This is a genomic window from Obesumbacterium proteus (assembly GCF_001586165.1).
Taxonomy (GTDB): Bacteria; Pseudomonadota; Gammaproteobacteria; order Enterobacterales; family Enterobacteriaceae; genus Hafnia; species Hafnia protea.
Window position 1 is genome coordinate 2150261 of record NZ_CP014608.1, and the last position, 17601, is coordinate 2167861.

General features: G+C 49.1%; 16 protein-coding genes. 8 read left to right on the forward strand and 8 right to left on the reverse strand.

The features are described 5' to 3' along the window. Positions 1-77 precede the first annotated feature (77 nt). Positions 78-1355 carry a YeaH/YhbH family protein gene (locus tag DSM2777_RS10060; RefSeq protein WP_061553865.1) on the reverse strand — a complete coding sequence of 426 codons (1278 nt, stop codon included), beginning with the start codon at positions 1353-1355 and terminating at the stop codon, positions 78-80. Between the two features lie 106 nt (positions 1356-1461). Then, positions 1462-3396: a PrkA family serine protein kinase gene (locus DSM2777_RS10065; protein WP_025802022.1), complete on the reverse strand. Its 1935-nt coding sequence runs from the start codon at positions 3394-3396 to the stop codon at positions 1462-1464. Between the two features lie 474 nt (positions 3397-3870). On the opposite strand from DSM2777_RS10065, the gene DSM2777_RS10070 reads away from it, so the two are divergent. Next, the gene (locus DSM2777_RS10070) at positions 3871-4614 is read left to right on the forward strand and encodes a MipA/OmpV family protein (RefSeq protein WP_046457691.1); all 744 of its coding nucleotides are present in this window, start codon (positions 3871-3873) and stop codon (positions 4612-4614) included. A gap of 85 nt (positions 4615-4699) precedes the next feature. On the opposite strand, the gene DSM2777_RS10075 is transcribed toward DSM2777_RS10070, so the two are convergent. Both DSM2777_RS10075 and gapA read right to left on the reverse strand, forming a co-directional pair. Further along, positions 4700-5572: a D-hexose-6-phosphate mutarotase gene (locus tag DSM2777_RS10075; RefSeq protein ID WP_061555374.1), complete on the reverse strand. Its 873-nt coding sequence runs from the start codon at positions 5570-5572 to the stop codon at positions 4700-4702. Between the two features lie 101 nt (positions 5573-5673). Continuing rightward, positions 5674-6669 (reverse strand): glyceraldehyde-3-phosphate dehydrogenase, encoded by a 996-nt coding sequence (gene gapA / locus DSM2777_RS10080; protein WP_038502170.1) that lies wholly within the window; start codon positions 6667-6669, stop codon positions 5674-5676. A 357-nt stretch (positions 6670-7026) separates the two neighbouring features. Here gapA and msrB point away from each other — a divergent pair, with 357 nt between their 5' ends. Further along, a complete protein-coding gene (gene msrB, locus DSM2777_RS10085; protein ID WP_025802027.1) occupies positions 7027-7440 on the forward strand; it encodes a peptide-methionine (R)-S-oxide reductase MsrB in 414 nt (137 codons plus the stop codon). 77 nt (positions 7441-7517) lie between these two features. Beyond that, complete coding sequence (locus DSM2777_RS10090) at positions 7518-7793, forward strand: YeaC family protein (protein ID WP_046457690.1); 276 nt, start codon at positions 7518-7520, stop codon at positions 7791-7793. 113 nt (positions 7794-7906) lie between these two features. On the opposite strand, the gene pncA is transcribed toward DSM2777_RS10090, so the two are convergent. From pncA to sppA, 3 genes are all read right to left on the reverse strand, one after another. After that, on the reverse strand, positions 7907-8536 hold the full coding sequence (gene pncA / locus DSM2777_RS10095; protein ID WP_061553866.1) for a bifunctional nicotinamidase/pyrazinamidase: 630 nt from the start codon (positions 8534-8536) through the stop codon (positions 7907-7909). A gap of 24 nt (positions 8537-8560) precedes the next feature. Then, on the reverse strand, positions 8561-9577 hold the full coding sequence (ansA, locus tag DSM2777_RS10100; protein WP_061553867.1) for an asparaginase: 1017 nt from the start codon (positions 9575-9577) through the stop codon (positions 8561-8563). Positions 9578-9755: 178 nt separating this feature from the next. Beyond that, positions 9756-11606, reverse strand: coding sequence for a signal peptide peptidase SppA (gene sppA / locus DSM2777_RS10105; RefSeq protein ID WP_061553868.1), 1851 nt, complete (start codon positions 11604-11606; stop codon positions 9756-9758). A 295-nt stretch (positions 11607-11901) separates the two neighbouring features. Here sppA and DSM2777_RS10110 point away from each other — a divergent pair, with 295 nt between their 5' ends. The 5 genes from DSM2777_RS10110 to DSM2777_RS10130 all read left to right on the forward strand — a co-directional run bounded on the left by DSM2777_RS10110 (position 11902) and on the right by DSM2777_RS10130 (position 17068). After that, positions 11902-12450, forward strand: coding sequence for an NAD(P)H nitroreductase (locus DSM2777_RS10110; protein WP_043493056.1), 549 nt, complete (start codon positions 11902-11904; stop codon positions 12448-12450). A gap of 223 nt (positions 12451-12673) precedes the next feature. After that, positions 12674-13717: a selenide, water dikinase SelD gene (gene selD, locus DSM2777_RS10115; protein WP_061553869.1), complete on the forward strand. Its 1044-nt coding sequence runs from the start codon at positions 12674-12676 to the stop codon at positions 13715-13717. After that, the gene (mnmH, locus tag DSM2777_RS10120) at positions 13717-14850 is read left to right on the forward strand and encodes a tRNA 2-selenouridine(34) synthase MnmH (RefSeq protein WP_061553870.1); all 1134 of its coding nucleotides are present in this window, start codon (positions 13717-13719) and stop codon (positions 14848-14850) included. The genes selD and mnmH overlap by 1 nt, the downstream gene beginning before the upstream one ends. Then, positions 14850-16769: a DNA topoisomerase III gene (locus DSM2777_RS10125; RefSeq protein ID WP_046457683.1), complete on the forward strand. Its 1920-nt coding sequence runs from the start codon at positions 14850-14852 to the stop codon at positions 16767-16769. Before mnmH ends, DSM2777_RS10125 begins: the two co-directional genes overlap by 1 nt. After that, a complete protein-coding gene (locus DSM2777_RS10130) occupies positions 16766-17068 on the forward strand; it encodes a DUF1496 domain-containing protein (RefSeq protein ID WP_061553871.1) in 303 nt (100 codons plus the stop codon). The genes DSM2777_RS10125 and DSM2777_RS10130 overlap by 4 nt, the downstream gene beginning before the upstream one ends. Before the next feature lie 101 nt (positions 17069-17169). On the opposite strand, the gene DSM2777_RS10135 is transcribed toward DSM2777_RS10130, so the two are convergent. Continuing rightward, the gene (locus DSM2777_RS10135; protein WP_061553872.1) at positions 17170-17601 is read right to left on the reverse strand and encodes a pyrimidine (deoxy)nucleoside triphosphate diphosphatase; all 432 of its coding nucleotides are present in this window, start codon (positions 17599-17601) and stop codon (positions 17170-17172) included.

Consider the following 17601-nt stretch of genomic DNA (forward strand, 5'->3'; position numbering starts at 1 on the left):
TAAATGAAGGTGTCAGCACGAAGAGAATAAAAAACCGCCAGCGGACGGAAATCTCGCTGGCGGTTCAGGTTGTTTGCTTAGTTTTTGTTAACTTGAGCCTGAAATAGTTCTCTAAACACCGGGTAGATATCATCAGGTTCACGGATATGCTGCATCGCGAAGTTCTCAAACCGCTGTTTGAGCCCTTCGTATTCACGCCACAGCGTCTGATGCGCCCGGCGGGTAATTTCAATGTAGCTATAGTAGCGTACCTGCGGCAGCAGCTTATTGGCTAACAACTCAGAGCACAGCGGTGAGTCATCGGCCCAGTTATCACCGTCGGAAGCCTGCGCGGCATAAACGTTCCACTCTGCCGAGTTGTAACGTTCACGCACAATTTCATCCATGAGCTTAAGCGCGCTAGACACAATGGTGCCGCCCGTTTCCTGCGAGTAGAAGAATTCCTGTTCATCAACTTCTTTGGCTTGCGTATGGTGACGGATATACACCACGTCGACGTTTTTGTACGTTCTGCTCAAGAAAAGATAGAGCAGGATATAAAAACGCTTAGCCATATCCTTCGTGGCTTGATCCATTGAGCCTGACACGTCCATCAAGCAGAACATCACCGCTTGGCTGGAAGGTTCAGGGCGGCGCTCATAGTTCTTGTAACGCAGATCGAAAGTGTCAATGAATGGGACCCTATCGATCCGTTGGCGCAGATCCGCAATTTCTTTACGGATACGCTCTTCCTCCAGCAACTGTGCCGGTTCGCTGTGGCGTAGCTCTTCAAGTACGTTTTCGAGCTCATGTAGCTCACGCCGTTTCCCCGCCGTCATCGCAGTGCGGCGCGCCAGTGAATTTTGCAACGAACGCACCACGCTAATATTGGCAGGCACGCCGTTCGAGGTAAAACCCGAACGATGGGTTTTATATTCGGTCAGCTGTTTGTATTGGTTTTTGCGCAGGTTTGGCAGCGCTAAATCTTCGAACAAAAGATCGAGATATTCATCTTTCGATATCTGGAAGACAAATTCATCTTCACCTTCGCCGTCTTTACTGGCCTCACCTTGACCACTTCCGCCGCCAGCTCCGCCGCCTTGCGGACGTTCGATGCGGTCGTTTTGCACAAAGTGATCGTTGCCCGGGTGGACACGATGGCGCTCGCCGCCGCGTCCCTGATGAAACATCGGTTCACTGATGTCTTCATTGGGAATCGAAACAGACTCACCGCTTTCAACGTCGGTCACCGAACGTTTATTGATGGCGTCGGCGATAGAATGCTTTATTTGCGACTTATAGCGGCGTAAAAAGCGCTGGCGGTTAACCATGCTTTTATTTTTGCCGTTTAGTCGCCGATCAATGAAATAGGCCATATTTCCCCCAAACGACGTTACCGTCTGAAATACGCCGTAAATTCCCGTATGCCAACTCGGGTAAACCGCGTCGACGGCTGGGTCGACGCGGTTTTGGTTACGCGCATTATGATGATTTTCTTACTCGCAGATACCATTCGCACAGCAGGCGAACCTGTTTGCGGGTATAGCCTTTTTCCATCATACGGTCGACAAAATCGTCGTGTTTTTTCTGTTCATCGGTCGAGGTTTTGGCATTAAACGAAATAACCGGCAGCAGTTCCTCGGTATTCGAGAACATTTTCTTCTCGATAACGGTGCGCAGTTTTTCGTAGCTCGTCCAATTTGGGTTATGCCCGTTGTGATTAGCGCGGGCACGCAGCACGAAGTTAACGATTTCATTACGGAAATCTTTCGGGTTGCTAATGCCTGCTGGTTTTTCAATTTTCTCCAGTTCCGCATTTAAGGATTCACGATCGAATAGCTGACCGGTTTCAGGATCGCGATATTCTTGATCCTGGATCCAGAAGTCGGCATACGTGACATAGCGGTCAAAGATATTTTGTCCGTACTCAGAATAAGATTCTAAGTAGGCGGTTTGAATTTCTTTGCCGATAAACTCCACGTATTTCGGGATCAGATAGCCTTTCAGGTGCTCCAGATATTTTTCTGCAACGTCCTGAGGGAACTGTTCGCGCTCAACTTGCTGTTCCAACACATAGAATAGGTGAACCGGGTTAGCCGCTACTTCGCTATGATCGAAGTTGAAAACGCGTGACAGAATTTTGAACGCGAAACGGGTAGATAGCCCGTTCATGCCTTCATCAACGCCAGCGTAATCGCGGTATTCCTGATAGGACTTGGCTTTCGGATCGGTATCTTTCAGGCTCTCGCCGTCGTATACCCGCATTTTTGAATAGATGCTGGAGTTTTCCGGCTCTTTCAGTCGAGACAAAATAGAGAAGCGTGACAGCGTTTCCAGCGTACCCGGCGCGCACGGTGCGTGGTCCAGTTCGCTGTTGCGCAGCAGCTTGTCGTAGATTTTCATCTCTTCAGACACGCGCAGGCAATAAGGCACTTTGACGATGTAAACACGGTCAAGGAAGGCCTCATTATTTTTGTTATTACGGAACGTTACCCATTCCGATTCGTTGGAGTGCGCCAAAATGATGCCGCTGAACGGCAGGGCGGAAATCCCTTCGGTACCGTTATAGTTGCCTTCCTGCGTTGCGGTTAGCAACGGATGCAACACTTTAATTGGCGCCTTAAACATTTCCACGAACTCCATCATCCCTTGGTTTGCGCGGCACAGTGCGCCGGAATACCCATAGGCATCAGGATCGTTTTGGGCGTGATTTTCCAGTTTACGAATATCAACTTTACCCACCAGCGCAGAGATATCTTGGTTATTCTCATCGCCAGGTTCGGTTTTAGCGATGGCGATCTGTTCAAGAATAGATGGCCATACTTTGACTACTTTAAACTTGGTAATGTCCCCACCAAAATCATGCAGGCGTTTGGCTGCCCACGGCGACATGATGGTGCCGAGATAGCGCGGAGGAATACCGTATTCTTTATTCAGAATATTGGCATCTTCCTGTGGATTGAACAGGCACAGTGGATGGTCGTTAACCGGGCTACGTTCACCGTTGGCGCTGAGAACATAGATAGGCACGCGCTGCATTAACGCTTTCAGACGTTCCGCCAGCGATGATTTACCACCACCGACCGGCCCCAGCAGATACAGGATTTGTTTTTTCTCTTCCAGACCTTGCGCGGCGTGTTTGAGGTACGCCACGATTTGTTCGATGGCTTCTTCCATGCCATAGAATTCTTCAAAAGCAGGGTAGCGGGCTATGACCCGGTTCGAGAACAAACGCGACATGCGTGATTCAAGCGCGGTGTCGATCATGGCAGGCTCGCCGATAGCCATAAGCAGACGCTCAGCGGCGTTCGCGTAGGCGCTACGATCCTGACGGCAGATAGCAAGGAAATCCTGCAGTGTGAACTCTTCGTCCTTGGCAGCTTCATAACGCTGGCGATAGTGGTCAAATATGTTCATAGCGATGCCCGTCCTGATAAAATGGTTGGGAACAAAAAAAGTAACAGTCTTCATTTTGGGGGTTAAAATTTTGAAACTGTTACCATATTGTTATGAGCGGCTTTCATCAGTTGGTCAAGTTACCGGCAGGTAAGATTGGTATAAAATTTATCGGCATTATGAAAAGCATTTAGATATAAATGCTGAGGAGGAGTGGTGTAAAAGCGATAAATCTACTCTTTGTGCTAAAAAGTATCTGACGCTGCCAATATTTTCGCCGAATTCGCTACAACAAATATTTATTAAAGGCATTTGTACAACGACAGATGTTGACGCTGAAGGGTAAAAAATAGTTATGTTTCGGTGCAGCCTGTTTGACAGATGTAAAGATTCCGAAACTGCCTGATAAATTGTAAAAAATCGACTTAAAACAAGTTTTTGGTCTACAATCAGCGCGTTGTTTATAGACTATTTAGTTAGGGACAAAACATAAACGTGAAAACTTTAAAATTAACTACGCTAGGGCTGCTCGTGTTGGCTGCTACAAGTGCCGCTCAGGCCGGAACGTGGTCTTTGGGGGCTTCTGCGTTAGTCAGCCCAGACCCTTATCGCGGTAATAACGATCGCGTATATCCTGTTCCGATCATTAACTATGAAGGTGATGATTTTTACTTCCGCAGCCTGACCGCCGGCTATTACCTGTGGAAAGATGAGCAGAACCAACTGAGCGTGATGGCTTTTTATAACCCATTACACTTCAAGGCAAGCGATAGCGACGATCGCCACATGAAGCAGTTAAGCAACCGTCACTCCACCGTGATGGCAGGTGTTGCTTACACTCACAAAGAAGACTGGGGCTCCATTCGTACCTCATTCGCCGGTGATATTTTGGATAACAGCAACGGTTTGATCGCCGATGCCGCTTATTTGTTCCCAATTACAGCCGGAGACTGGTCATTTACACCGGGCGCGGGTGTGACGTGGAACAGCTCTAACCAAAATGATTATTACTTTGGCGTGAGCGGTAGCGAATCAAACCGCAGTGGTTACAAACGCTATACCGCAAGCGATAGCTGGAATCCGTATGTTGAGTTAACGGCTCGCTACCAGATTAATAGCAACTGGAATGCGTTCTTCACCGGGCGTTATATCCGCCTGAGCGATGAAGTGAAAGATAGCCCAATGATTGATAAGAGCTACACTGGCTTGCTGTGGACGGGTGTGACTTACACCTTCTAAGCATTGGCTGAGTTGTTGAAAATGAGGGACGCATAAGCGTCCCTTTTTTATACGCTTAAATTAGCGCTAAGCGGCAACGTGGAGATTAGCGCAGAGGGCGCGCGCGCAGCGTCACGGAAAGTCGTGACGGGGCATTCGCGGAGGCTTTCATTGGGCTTGTGACATGCGCGGTTTCAACACAAACCATGGTTTTGTAACCATCGTTAGGCATATCGGCCATGCTCACAGAAAGCTCAGACCACGGGTTCCATGCCACGACATCAGTATTGTTATGGTGATGCACCTCAATCACGCGCTGTAAGGCTTTGTCCGTGATGACGCTAAATGGTTCAGGCTTGGTATAGATACGGTCTGTGCGCGTTGCAAAGGTCAAATTGCCTTGCTGTTCGCCGGTGCCTGGATTGACTTTATCAATGTATGGCGAGCCCAAGCCACTGACGTCAATCTGGGTGATGTCGCCGATATTGAAATAGGTATGAAGTGCAGCGGCATATTCGTATTCACCGTGAGACTCCAATTCCATTTCGCATACTTCACCAAGTTTGAATCGTGCAATCAGGCAGAAGTCATGCGGCCAATGTTTTTTGCTTTCAGCGCTTTGTTCAAGAGTGAACGTTAAGATCACGCCGCTTTCATCTTCATCATGCGCGGTGAGTGTCCAAGGCAGGTTACGGGCAAAACCGTGCGCAGGCTGACCAGCAGGGCCAAACCAAGGCCAGCAGATAGGAATACCCCCGCGAATCGCTACGCTGTTTTTGAACGCGGTTTCGCTGCTCAACCACAGTACAGGTTTCTCGCCAGAAGGTTGCCATGAGAGCAAATGTGCGCCTTGCAAGGTGACAGCGGCACGAACTTTAGGATGATTAACGACGACAACAGGAAGTTCGTCGATTTGGCGTTGAGAAATGTACGGAGTGATTTGTTCTTGAACGGGCAGGGTAAAGATTTTTTCAGACAAATTTTGTTGTGACATCAGATTGGCCTTCATATGCTAGGTGCAAAAAACCAAAAAAAAGGGCGACATAAATGTCGCCCTCTCATCAACTTCTCATCGCTAAATTATTTAGAGATGTGAGCGATCAGATCCAGAACTTTGTTTGAGTAGCCAGTTTCGTTATCGTACCAAGAAACCAGTTTCACAAAGTTGTCGTTCAGCGCGATACCAGCTTTAGCATCGAATACTGAAGTGCAAACTTCGCCGTTGAAGTCAGTAGAAACTACGTCATCTTCGGTGTAACCCAGTACGCCTTTCAGCTCGCCTTCAGACGCAGCTTTCATTGCAGCACAGATTTCTTTGTAAGTTGCTTTCTTCTCGATACGAGCAGTCAGGTCAACAACAGAAACGTTAGGGGTAGGAACGCGGAACGCCATACCAGTCAGTTTGCCGTTCAGTTCTGGGATTACTTTACCTACAGCTTTAGCAGCACCGGTAGATGAAGGAATGATGTTCTGGGATGCGCCGCGGCCGCCGCGCCAGTCTTTGTGAGACGGGCCATCAACGGTTTTCTGAGTTGCGGTAGTCGCATGAACGGTAGTCATCAGTGCTTCAACGATGCCGAACTTGTCGTTCAGAACTTTAGCCAGTGGAGCCAGGCAGTTAGTGGTGCAAGATGCGTTAGAAACGATATCTTGGCCAGCATAAGTCTTATCGTTAACACCCATTACGAACATTGGGGTGTTGTCTTTAGAAGGACCAGTCAGAACGACTTTCTTAGCACCAGCAGCGATGTGCTTACGTGCAGTTTCGTCAGTCAGGAACAGACCAGTTGCTTCAGCAACAACGTCAACGTTGACTTCGTTCCATTTCAGGTTAGCCGGATCACGTTCTGCGGTAACACGGATTGTTTTGCCGTTAACGACCAGGTGGCCATCTTTAACTTCAACAGTGCCGTTGAAACGACCGTGAGTAGAGTCGTACTTCAGCATGTAAGCCATATACTCAGCGTCTAACAGGTCGTTGATTGCAACGATTTCGATGTCAGAACGTTCTTGAGCAGCACGGAAAACAATACGGCCGATACGGCCAAAACCGTTGATACCTACTTTGATAGTCATATATTCCACCAGCTATTGGTTAGTGAATAAAAGGTTGCTTGTAAAATTACAAAAACCTTATAAAGCGTCAAGCGGAATCGTGTCAATTATTGCTGTAAATCAAAGCGAAGCCTTGGCTGAGCACATATCACACGCTTCCATTTAACACTCTGTTTCGGATTATACATGGGGGCAGTCATCTGAGTCTCAAGCCATCTCGACTTTCATTTGTGATACTCATCACAAAAATGAGGCTGCCGCCGATTCGCTAAACAGTTTAGACCAAATTTGGCTGAACCGTTGTTAACTGTTTGTTATAATTAATCGCCAAAAAAAGTGATCAATGATAACCAAAAACAACTCTTCGAGAACGCACAAATGGCTAAAGACGATTTCTCTGCACAACACCCGAATGACTTAACTGAAATGCAACGCTACGTCACACAACAGCGGGGCACTGAGCCGCCTTTTAGCGGTAAACTGTTACACAATAAACAAGAAGGCATTTATCACTGCCTGTGTTGTAACAGTCCACTGTTCTACTCAAACAGCAAATACGATTCTGGCTGCGGCTGGCCTAGCTTCTACCAGCCCGTTAGCGCGGAGGCTATCCGCTACCTTGAAGACAATTCACACGGCATGCAGCGTACTGAAATTCGCTGCGCTCACTGTGATGCGCATCTTGGCCATGTTTTCCCTGATGGACCACAGCCTACCGGTGACCGCTATTGCGTGAACTCTGCATCGCTTAGCTTCACCGATGAAGACTCCGGTAAACAGACTCAGGGCTAACAACAAATTCTTTTCTATGTGCTTATTATAGCGCAGAAGAAACGATTCAGCAAAGTGCATCTTAAGCGAGGTTTAAAATGGAACTTGATGATTTGCTATCGGCGATGACGCCAGAAATTTATCAACGCTTGGTAACCGCGGTTGAACTCGGAAAATGGCCGGACGGCGTGAGTTTGACTCCAGAGCAAAAAGAAAACAGTCTGCAAATGGTGATGCTGTGGCAGTCGCGCCATAACACCGATCCTCAGCACATGAGCATCAACATGCAGGGGCAAATTGAAATGAAAAGTAAGCAGGACTTTAAGAAAGGCTTTGAGCGCGATGCCATTATTCGCATAAAGCCTGAAGCATAACTATTTATTCAGGTTATTCAGGCGGCATTTTTCAGGTGACAGAGTGTGGTGGCTTGAGAGCGATAGGGCGGAAGCGTTGGTTGTCATCCGCCCTGTGCAAGAGAATAAAGGTTTTAGAATCTAACGTCGCTTAATGTCATCAATGTTGCGCCAAGCGTTTGCATCTGCTGGAGTGCAATTTTGCTGTCTTCAGGCTTGATATTGACGCCGCGGCACCCGTCGGTAATTACCACCACGCGATACCCCAGATGCAGCGCATCCATCACGGAGTATTTTACGCAGTAATCCGTAGCTAGCCCCATCATGTAGAGCGTGTCGATTTGATGTCTTTGCAGCCAGTGATGCAACTCGGTTGAGGCTCTGCGACCATTGTCAAAAAAAGCGCTGTAGCTATCGATAGAGGCATCGGTGCCTTTATGCACGATGTGATCGAAATGGGCGGCATTCAGCAATGGATGAAACTCAGCCCCCTCAGAACCTTGAACGCAGTGATCGGGCCACCAAATTTGTTCTAAGCCTGCCAGCTCACCCATCTCACCAATTTTTCCCCCAGACTGGCTGGCAAAACTACCGTGCTGCGCGGGATGCCAATCCTGAGTCGCAATAACAGGCACGCTATTTTGTTGTGCTTGTTTAATTGCATTCAAAGCGATAGGAATTACCCGATCGCCTTCGGAGACTGCCAGTGCGCCCTGCGGGCAAAAGTCATTCTGTAAATCAATAAGCAATAATGCGGCTGACATTGGCAGTTCCTTCTTTTATCTTTCTTAGTCGGTGATGCTCAGCTCTCCGCGAAGATCCTGTTTCATCAGTTCGCGAATTTGCTCAGGGCTGAGATTTTGGCACAACAGATAGTGCAGTTTTGTTAGCGCCGCTTCAACCGTCATGTCGAAACCGCTGATTACGCCCGCATGAGCCAGCGCATTTCCCGTGGCGTAACCTTCCATATTAACGCGGCCTGAAATGCATTGGGTCAGGTTAACCACCACGATCCCACGATCTGAGGCTTCCTGCAATTCTGCCAGCAAATCGGCTTTTTGCGGAGCGTTACCCACGCCGTAAGAGCGCAGGATCAGTGCCTTGACCGGCTGGCGCAAAAAGTTACGCACTACGTCAGCTGAAATGCCGGGATAAATCGTCACCACACCAATCGGCTGCGGCGTAATTTGATGAACCTTGAGCGGCGCGTTATGCAACTGAGTCATCAGTGGCGCAATACGGCGGATATTAATTCCTACCTCAAGCAACATCGGGTAGTTAGGCGATGCAAAAGCATCAAACCCGTCAGCGTGCGCTTTGGTCGTGCGGTTGCCACGAAACAGCTTGTTGTTGAAGAATAGCGAAACTTCGTTAATCGGATAGTTAGCGGCCAGATACAGCGCATTGAGCAAATTGGTTTGCCCATCTGAGCGCAGCTCCGCCAGCGGGATCTGAGAGCCGGTAACAATCACCGGCTTCGCGAGGTTTTCGAGCATAAACGACAGCGCAGAAGCGGTGAATGCCATGGTGTCGGTGCCATGCAGGATCACGAAACCATCATATTTGTCGTAGTTGGCTTCAATGTCATTCGCAATATGCTGCCAGTCTTCCGGCGTCATATCCGAGGAATCGATCAACGGCTCGTAGGCATGAAGCGTGAAGTCAGGCATTTCAGGACGATGGAACTCCGGCATCAAGGCCAACTGACGCTGCAAATGACCTGAAACAGGAATGTAGCCATTCTCTGAACGCTGCATGCCGATGGTACCGCCGGTGTAGGCTACGTAAATAGATTTTTTCTGCATGGCTTAGGATTCTGTGTGGCGAGATTTTCGCGGTGGATTAAGCGCAATGGCCTATAGATGGAGTGGATTATAGGGCTAACGCCAAATAAAAAAAGCCCACCAAGCCGATAAACCAGAATAATGGCTTAATCAATTTGGTGGGCCCGCATTTTATTTCTCTATTGTTACTTCTCTATTTTTACTTCACATCACCGCAGCTCATGCACAGCGCATAGCGGTTTTGTGGATCGTTCAAGGTGGCCATCCAGTCAGTTTTATCTTTCAGCAGCGCAGAAATACGCACCAAAGACTCTGGCAGCATGGCGCGTACCGCAGAAGGTAACGCCGCTTGTACCGAACCAGTTAACTGCCCTAACACCATCTGTCCAAAGCTTGGATCTTCAACAAACCAGTTCAGCTGGTAAGTTTTCAACTTGGCAAGCTCTGCCGCTTTGGTGACGGCGTCGTCGAAATCACCCAACTGGTCAACTAAACCATTTTTCTTCGCATCAGTACCCAACCACACACGGCCTTGAGCGATAGCATCTACCTGCTCTGGGGTTTTGTTACGCGCTTTGGCCACCAGCGTGATGAAGTTTTTATAGCCGTTCTCAATGTTGATTTGCATCATCTGCGAGAAAGCTTCAGGCAGCGCTTTGGTGACCGTGAGGTCAGCCAATGGCGAAGTCGCCACGCCGTCGGTATGAACGCCAATGCTATCGAGCGTATTTTCGAAGGTGTTAATCACACCGAAAATACCGATAGAACCGGTTAATGTGCTTGGGCTCGCGACGATGTAGTTAGCCGGTGTGGAGATCCAGTAACCGCCAGAAGCGGCGAGTCCACCCATGGAAACCACCACTGGTTTGCCCGCAGCGCGTGCAGCAGCGAGTTCAGAACGAATAACTTCGGAGGCAGAAACGCTACCGCCAGGACTGTTTACGCGTAGAACAATGGCTTTAATTTTCGGATTTAAACGCGCATCGCGGATCTGGTTCGCAGTGGTGTCGCCACCGACGTTACCTGGCGTTGCTTCGCCATCCATAATGGCACCATCGGCGAAGATAACGGCGATTTCACTCCCGCTTTTCTTCTCAGCCGGTGGGGTATAGTCATACATGCTGATAGCGCTGAAATCTTTGGTGGTTTTATTCCAGCCAAAGGCTTTGGTAAACAGATTTTCAACGTCTGAACGTGAAGCTAACCCATCAACCAGTTTATTATCGAGCGCATATTTGGCGGTATCGCCACCCGCAGCCTGTAGACCTTTCAATACGCCTTCCGCGCCAGGGAACAGCTGTTCAGCGGTGATCTGACGGTTTGCGGCAACGGTTGCGACGTAGTTGTTCCACATACCGCTAAGCCACTCGTTATCCGCATCGCGTGCCGCTGGTGACATATCGTCGCGGATCATCGGCTCAACCGCAGATTTATATGTTCCAACGCGGAAAATGTGCGTGCTGACCTTAAGCTTATCGAGCAAGGTTTTGTAGTAAAGGTTATTGGTCGCCATACCGTGCAGATCGACCACGCCCTGCGGTGACAGATAGATTTTGTTGGCATAGCTCGCCAAATAATACTGGGCTTGGCTATAGCTATCGGCAGTGGCAAAAATCGGCTTACCGCTGTCGCGGAATTCACGCAGCGCTTTACCCATATATTGCAGCGAAGGCTGATCTGCACCGGCAAAATCATTGAGGGACAGCACCATGCCGGTGATATTTGGGTCGGTCTTGGCCTGACGGATCATATCGACCACGTCAAACAGTGAGTTTTCCTGTAGGCGATTGCTACTTGCGCCCAGCAACTCTCTGCCTATCTGGCTAAATTTGTTGCTGATGGCAGGGTTATCGACCACAACGCCGGTCAGATTAACCAGCAGGGCGCCTTTAACCGGTTCAACAGGTTTGGTTTGCATCTGGAAGTAAATTCCCACACAAACCAAAATCAGTAGGATCAGGAATACGTTCAAAATAAACTCGCGGATAAAATTCAGTATCCGCCAAGTCCATCGAAATACGCCTGAAATGCATCTCCACAAAAAGTGCATGTGCTCTCCATATAAAATTGGGTTGTCTTATGTCTTGCTTATGACCGTATTTTTTTAAGAATATCAGTTTTTAAAAACATCAGCATTTTGCGATTCTCGCACTATGCCAGAGTTAGAGTTGCTGCGCCGTATTTTAGTGTAACAACCATAAATGGTTCTTATTACTTTTGCTTTTTACATGATAACTGCTGATAGCGCGGCTCATGATGCAAAAACGATAATGTCTAGGTTAACAAATCGTGATAATGTTGATAACAATTATCAATTAGAAAACAGCATAATTTCGGAGATCGTTATGGATGCGCTGGAAATATTATTACAACGCCGTTCGGCTTCACGTTTGACCGCACCAGCACCAACCGGTGATGCGTTAGAAGCCATTTATCAAGCGGGCTTACGTGCGCCAGACCATGGAACCTTGCAGCCGTGGCGCTTTATCACCGTTGAAGGTGAAGGTCAGGAGCGTTTGAGCGCGTTATTGCATGGCATTGCCGTGGAAGAACAGCTAGATGAAAAGGGCATTGAGAAAGCAAAAAATGCACCATTCCGTGCGCCGTTGATTATTACCGTTGTAGCCCACTGCAATACGGAAACCAAGGTCCCACATTGGGAGCAGGTGGCTTCAGCATGTTGTGCCGTTATGGCCATGCAAATGGCGGCGCAGGCACAAGGATTTAACGGTATTTGGCGTACCGGAAAGTGGACGAGCGATGAGAAAGTTCGTGAGGCCTTTGGCTGTCGCGAGCAAGATGAAATCGTTGGATTCCTGTATCTCGGAACGCCACAGCTGAAGTCTCCGCGTGTAGCACCGCTCGACAGCAGCCAGTTCGTCAGCGCCTTTTAAGCGCTAGCCATTTTCACTCTGCCGCGTAGCGAAAGGCTTGCCGCAGAGTGAAAGTTATCTTGCGATAGCCACCAAAAATCTTAAGCAGAAAACTATTTTGCTGGTTTACTGCGCAATCACGCGATTTATTCCACAGATCTTTCCGGTATTTCCTTCACTCCCTTACTAAGTTCGGCTTCAAGCGCTAACATAGCACCCATAAATTAGATGGAAAGGAGTAGATATGACTGCGCCAGCCATTCGTTTGACTCAGTACAGCCATGGGGCGGGATGTGGATGTAAGATCTCCCCTAAAGTGTTAGAAACTATTCTGCACAGCGAACACGCTAAATTTGTTGATCCGAACCTGTTGGTTGGTAACGAAACGCGTGACGATGCCGCCGTTTATGACATCGGTAACGGGGTCGGGATCATCAGTACCACCGATTTCTTTATGCCGATCGTTGACGATCCCTTTGATTTTGGCCGTATAGCCGCCACCAACGCGATTAGTGATATCTATGCGATGGGCGGAAAACCGATTATGGCGATTGCGATCCTCGGTTGGCCGGTAGATAAGCTTGCACCAGAAATCGCCCAGCAGGTGATTGAGGGCGGGCGTTTTGTTTGCCAACAGGCCGGTATTTCGCTGGCGGGTGGTCATTCCATTGACGCGCCGGAGCCGATTTTTGGCTTAGCCGTCACCGGTATGGTGAGCACCGATCGCGTGAAGAAAAACAGCGCGGCTCAGGCAGGCTGTAAGCTCTATCTGACCAAACCGCTCGGTATCGGCGTATTAACCACCGCTGAGAAAAAAAGCAAGCTGCGTCCAGAACATCAGGGCGTTGCCACTGAGACAATGTGTCAGCTCAATAAGCCGGGCGCAGACTTCGCCGACATTGCAGGCGTTACGGCGATGACCGATGTAACGGGCTTCGGCCTGCTGGGGCATCTGAGCGAAATTTGCCAAGGTTCAGGTTTACAAGCCACCATCTGGTTTGATCAAATACCGAAACTGCCTGATGTCGAAAGCTACATCAATGAAGGTTGCGTGCCGGGCGGTACAGGTCGTAACTTTGAAAGCTACGGTCATCTGGTGGGGGAAATGACGGATTTGCAGCGCAAATTACTGTGCGATCCGCAAACCTCCGGCGGCTTATTGTTGGCAGTGTTACCCGAAGGAGAAGCTCAGATCCAAGACGTAGCCAATCGCTTTGGACTGACGCTAACGGCCATCGGTGAGCTCCATCCGCGCCAGCCAGAACAGCCTCTGATTGAGGTGCAGTAATGGTTTTGCCGCTCAATCCACGCGTTAACTCGCGAGCCAACGGCGTGGATTACCACCGTATTTTGGTTGATGATATCCCCTTAATTGACGTTCGTGCCCCCGTTGAGTTCGCTCAGGGGGCATTTCCCTGCGCGCAAAATCTGCCGCTTATGTTAGACAGCGAGCGCGAAGCCGTTGGCATCTGTTACAAACAGCATGGACAAGATGCCGCGATTAAACTGGGTAATGAACTGGTTTATGGCGCGGTGCGTGATGCCCGCCTTGCCGCATGGCGCGAACAATGTGCTCGTCACCCCGAAGGCTATATTTATTGTTTTCGCGGTGGGTTACGTTCACATATTGTTCAGCAGTGGCTGCATGAAAGCGGGGTAGACTATCCTCTTATTGAGGGTGGTTATAAAGCACTGCGCACCTTTGCGATGAAAGCCACCGAGCAAGCATCATTGCTGCCAATGGTGCTTATTGGTGGCAATACCGGCAGTGGTAAAACCCGTATGCTGCGAGAACTGGCGGCGGGTATCGATTTAGAAGGTGTTGCCCACCATCGTGGCTCATCGTTTGGCCGCACTTTGGTCAAGCAAAGCAGCCAGATCGATTTTGAAAACCGTCTAGCCGTGGATTTACTCAAGAAACAAGATCAAGGCATACGCCATTGGTTTCTTGAAGATGAAGGGCGAATTATTGGCTCAAATCATCTGCCGATCTGTTTTTATGATCAAATGCAAAAAGCGCCGGTTGCGGTGGTGGACGATCCTTTCGAAACACGCATCGTCCGATTGCAGGAAGAGTACATTGACCTGATGCGCGTTGAGTTTGAACGTGCCTACGGACGAGAATTAGGTTGGAATAATTACGTTGAATACTTGCATCACGGCCTGTTTGCGATCCGCAAGCGCTTGGGTATGGAACGTTATACTAAACTTAAACTCTATCTAGAGCAGGCGCTTATTCAGCAAAGTGAAACGCGTATCAGCGATGGGCATCTCGCGTGGCTGGTGCCGCTGTTGCAAGAATATTATGACCCGATGTACCGCTATCAACTGGAAAAGAAAGCGGAGCGTATTGTCTTCCGAGGCAATTATTCGGAAGTTAAGGACTATTTATTGGCGACCAGCCAGACTTACGGTGACTGATGCGTCTGTTTATTGCGGAAAAACCAAGCCTGGCACGCGCGATTGCCGATGTGCTGCCAAAACCTCATCGACGTGGTGACGGGTATATCTCTTGTGGTTCAGGTGACACTGTCACGTGGTGTATTGGTCATTTGCTTGAACAAGCAGAGCCAGATGCTTATGACACGCGCTATGCGCGCTGGAACTTAGCCGATCTGCCGATTGTGCCGGAAAAATGGCAACTCAAGCCTAAGCCTTCTGTTGCCAAACAGCTCAACGTGATTAAACGATTGCTGGGTGATGCCCAGCAAGTTATTCACGCAGGAGACCCCGATCGCGAAGGACAGTTGCTGGTGGATGAGGTTTTAGATTACCTAGAACTGGCGCCAGAAAAACGTCAAACCGTACAGCGCTGTCTGATCAATGACTTAAACCCACAGGCGGTAGAGCGTGCGGTTTCGCGGTTGCGTGATAACCGTGAATTTATCCCGCTGTGCGTATCCGCGCTGGCTCGTTCGCGCGCAGATTGGCTATACGGCATCAACATGACTCGTGCTTACACCATTTTAGGCCGCAATGCGGGCTATAACGGCGTGCTGTCGGTAGGTCGTGTGCAAACGCCGGTATTAGGCTTGGTGGTGCGTCGTGACGAAGAGATTGAAAATTTCGTCAGTAAGGACTTCTACGAAGTTAAAGCCCACATCGTAACGCCTGCCGAAGAGCGTTTTACAGCAATGTGGATACCGAGTGAATCGTGCGAGCCTCATCAGGATGAAGAGGGGCGTTTGCTGAATAAGGCGCTGGCTGAGCACGTCATCAAACGGATTGAAGGTCAGCCAGCCATTGTCACCGGTTATAATGATAAACGGGAATCAGAAACCGCGCCGCTGCCGTTCTCGCTTTCAGCGCTACAAATTGAAGCCGCTAAGCGTTTTAACCTAAGTGCTCAGCAGGTGCTGGATCTTTGCCAGCGGCTGTATGAAACCCATAAACTGATTACCTATCCTCGATCGGATAGCCGCTATTTGCCTGAAGAGCATTTTGCCGGGCGACATGCCGTAATGAACGCAATTGCTTCTCATGTTCCCGAACTACAGCAGGTTGCCGCCGTTGATCCCGACAGACGCAATCGTTGCTGGGATGATAAAAAGGTTGATGCTCACCATGCGATTATCCCGACCGCGCGTGCTGGTAATATCAATTTAAGCGACGATGAACGCAAAATTTACACGTTGGTAGCGCGTCAGTATCTGATGCAGTTTTGTCCGGATGCCATGTACCGTAAATGCGTTATCGATTTGGATATTGCCAACGGTAAGTTTGTTGCCAAAGCGCGCTTCCTTGCTGAAGCTGGCTGGCGAGCATTGCTGGGTGCCAAAGAGCGAGATGATGAGGATGAAGGTTCTCCGCTGCCGGTTGTTGCCAAGGGTGACGAGCTGCTGTGCGAGAAAGGTGAGCTGATGGAACGCCAAACTCAGCCCCCGCGTCCGTTCACCGATGCCACGTTATTATCGGCGATGACGGGTATTGCGCGTTTTGTGCAAGATAAAGAGCTAAAGAAAATCCTACGAGCGACCGATGGTTTAGGTACTGAAGCAACGCGTGCCGGAATTATAGAATTATTGTTCCGGCGTACATTTTTGTACAAAAAGGGTCGCTATATACATTCGTCAGAAGCGGGAAGAGCGCTAATCCACTGTTTGCCTGAAATTGCTGCCCGGCCCGACATGACCGCAGATTGGGAAGCTACTCTGACTCAAATCAGTGAAAAAAACCGCCGCTATCAGGATTTTATGCAGCCGCTGGTGGGCACGTTGTATCAGTTAATCGATCAGGCGAGAAGTAATCGAAATCCTCAGGCATTTCGCGGTTTACCTCCGGCGGCTGAAAAAAGCGCCAAGCGAAAATATAAGCCAAAAGCAAAGGAGAACAAGGCATGAAAAAGATAACGATAGGATTCTGGGTATTGCCGTTGGTACTGCTCAGCGCCATGGCGATGGCAAATCGCAACAATGGCATTGATGTCGTGGTGCCAGTTTCTCCCGAAATTCTGAATAACAGCAATGGCTATAGTAATAACGACAGCAATGTGAACTGCCCACGCTGCTGTATTTATGATAATCGCAGTTATTCAGAAGGCGCGGTGGTGAAGGCCGAAGGGGTGTTATTGCAGTGTTCAGCGGATAAAAATGTATTGAGCACCAATAATCTCAGATGGGTTGTGTTGAAAAAAGATTAATGCCACTACGTTAACGAGCCGCTGCAAAAAAGCCCAAGATTATTTAGGCTGGGCAATTGAAAGTAAAAAGGCCAGCGTTTAGCACTGGCCTTTTTACTTATTTACGCCTCATCATCGTGTTGCGATAACCGCGCTAGCTTCTGTTGATAGGCGTGTAGTAGAGGAATATCCGCCGGTGCCAAATCATAAGACTCGGCTTGCTGCGGCGTTACCCATACCAATGCGGCATGTTCGTTGGCGATGAATTCACCCTCGGTATGCTGCACACGCCAAGCATGCAGATGGATAGTTTTATTCTCAAGCCTCAGCGTGCTGCTGGCGACATAATCTGCCACGCTGCATCTGACCGACAACTCTTCTGCCAACTCACGGCACAGCGCCTCAGGCTGGGTTTCTCCCATCTCAACCTTACCGCCGGGAAATTCCCACAAACCAGCTTGATCTTTATTCGCCCCTCGTTGGGCTAACAAGATTTTGCCTCGAGACTCAATTATGGCGGCAACAACATCGATCGTATTATGAGGTGCGGTCAT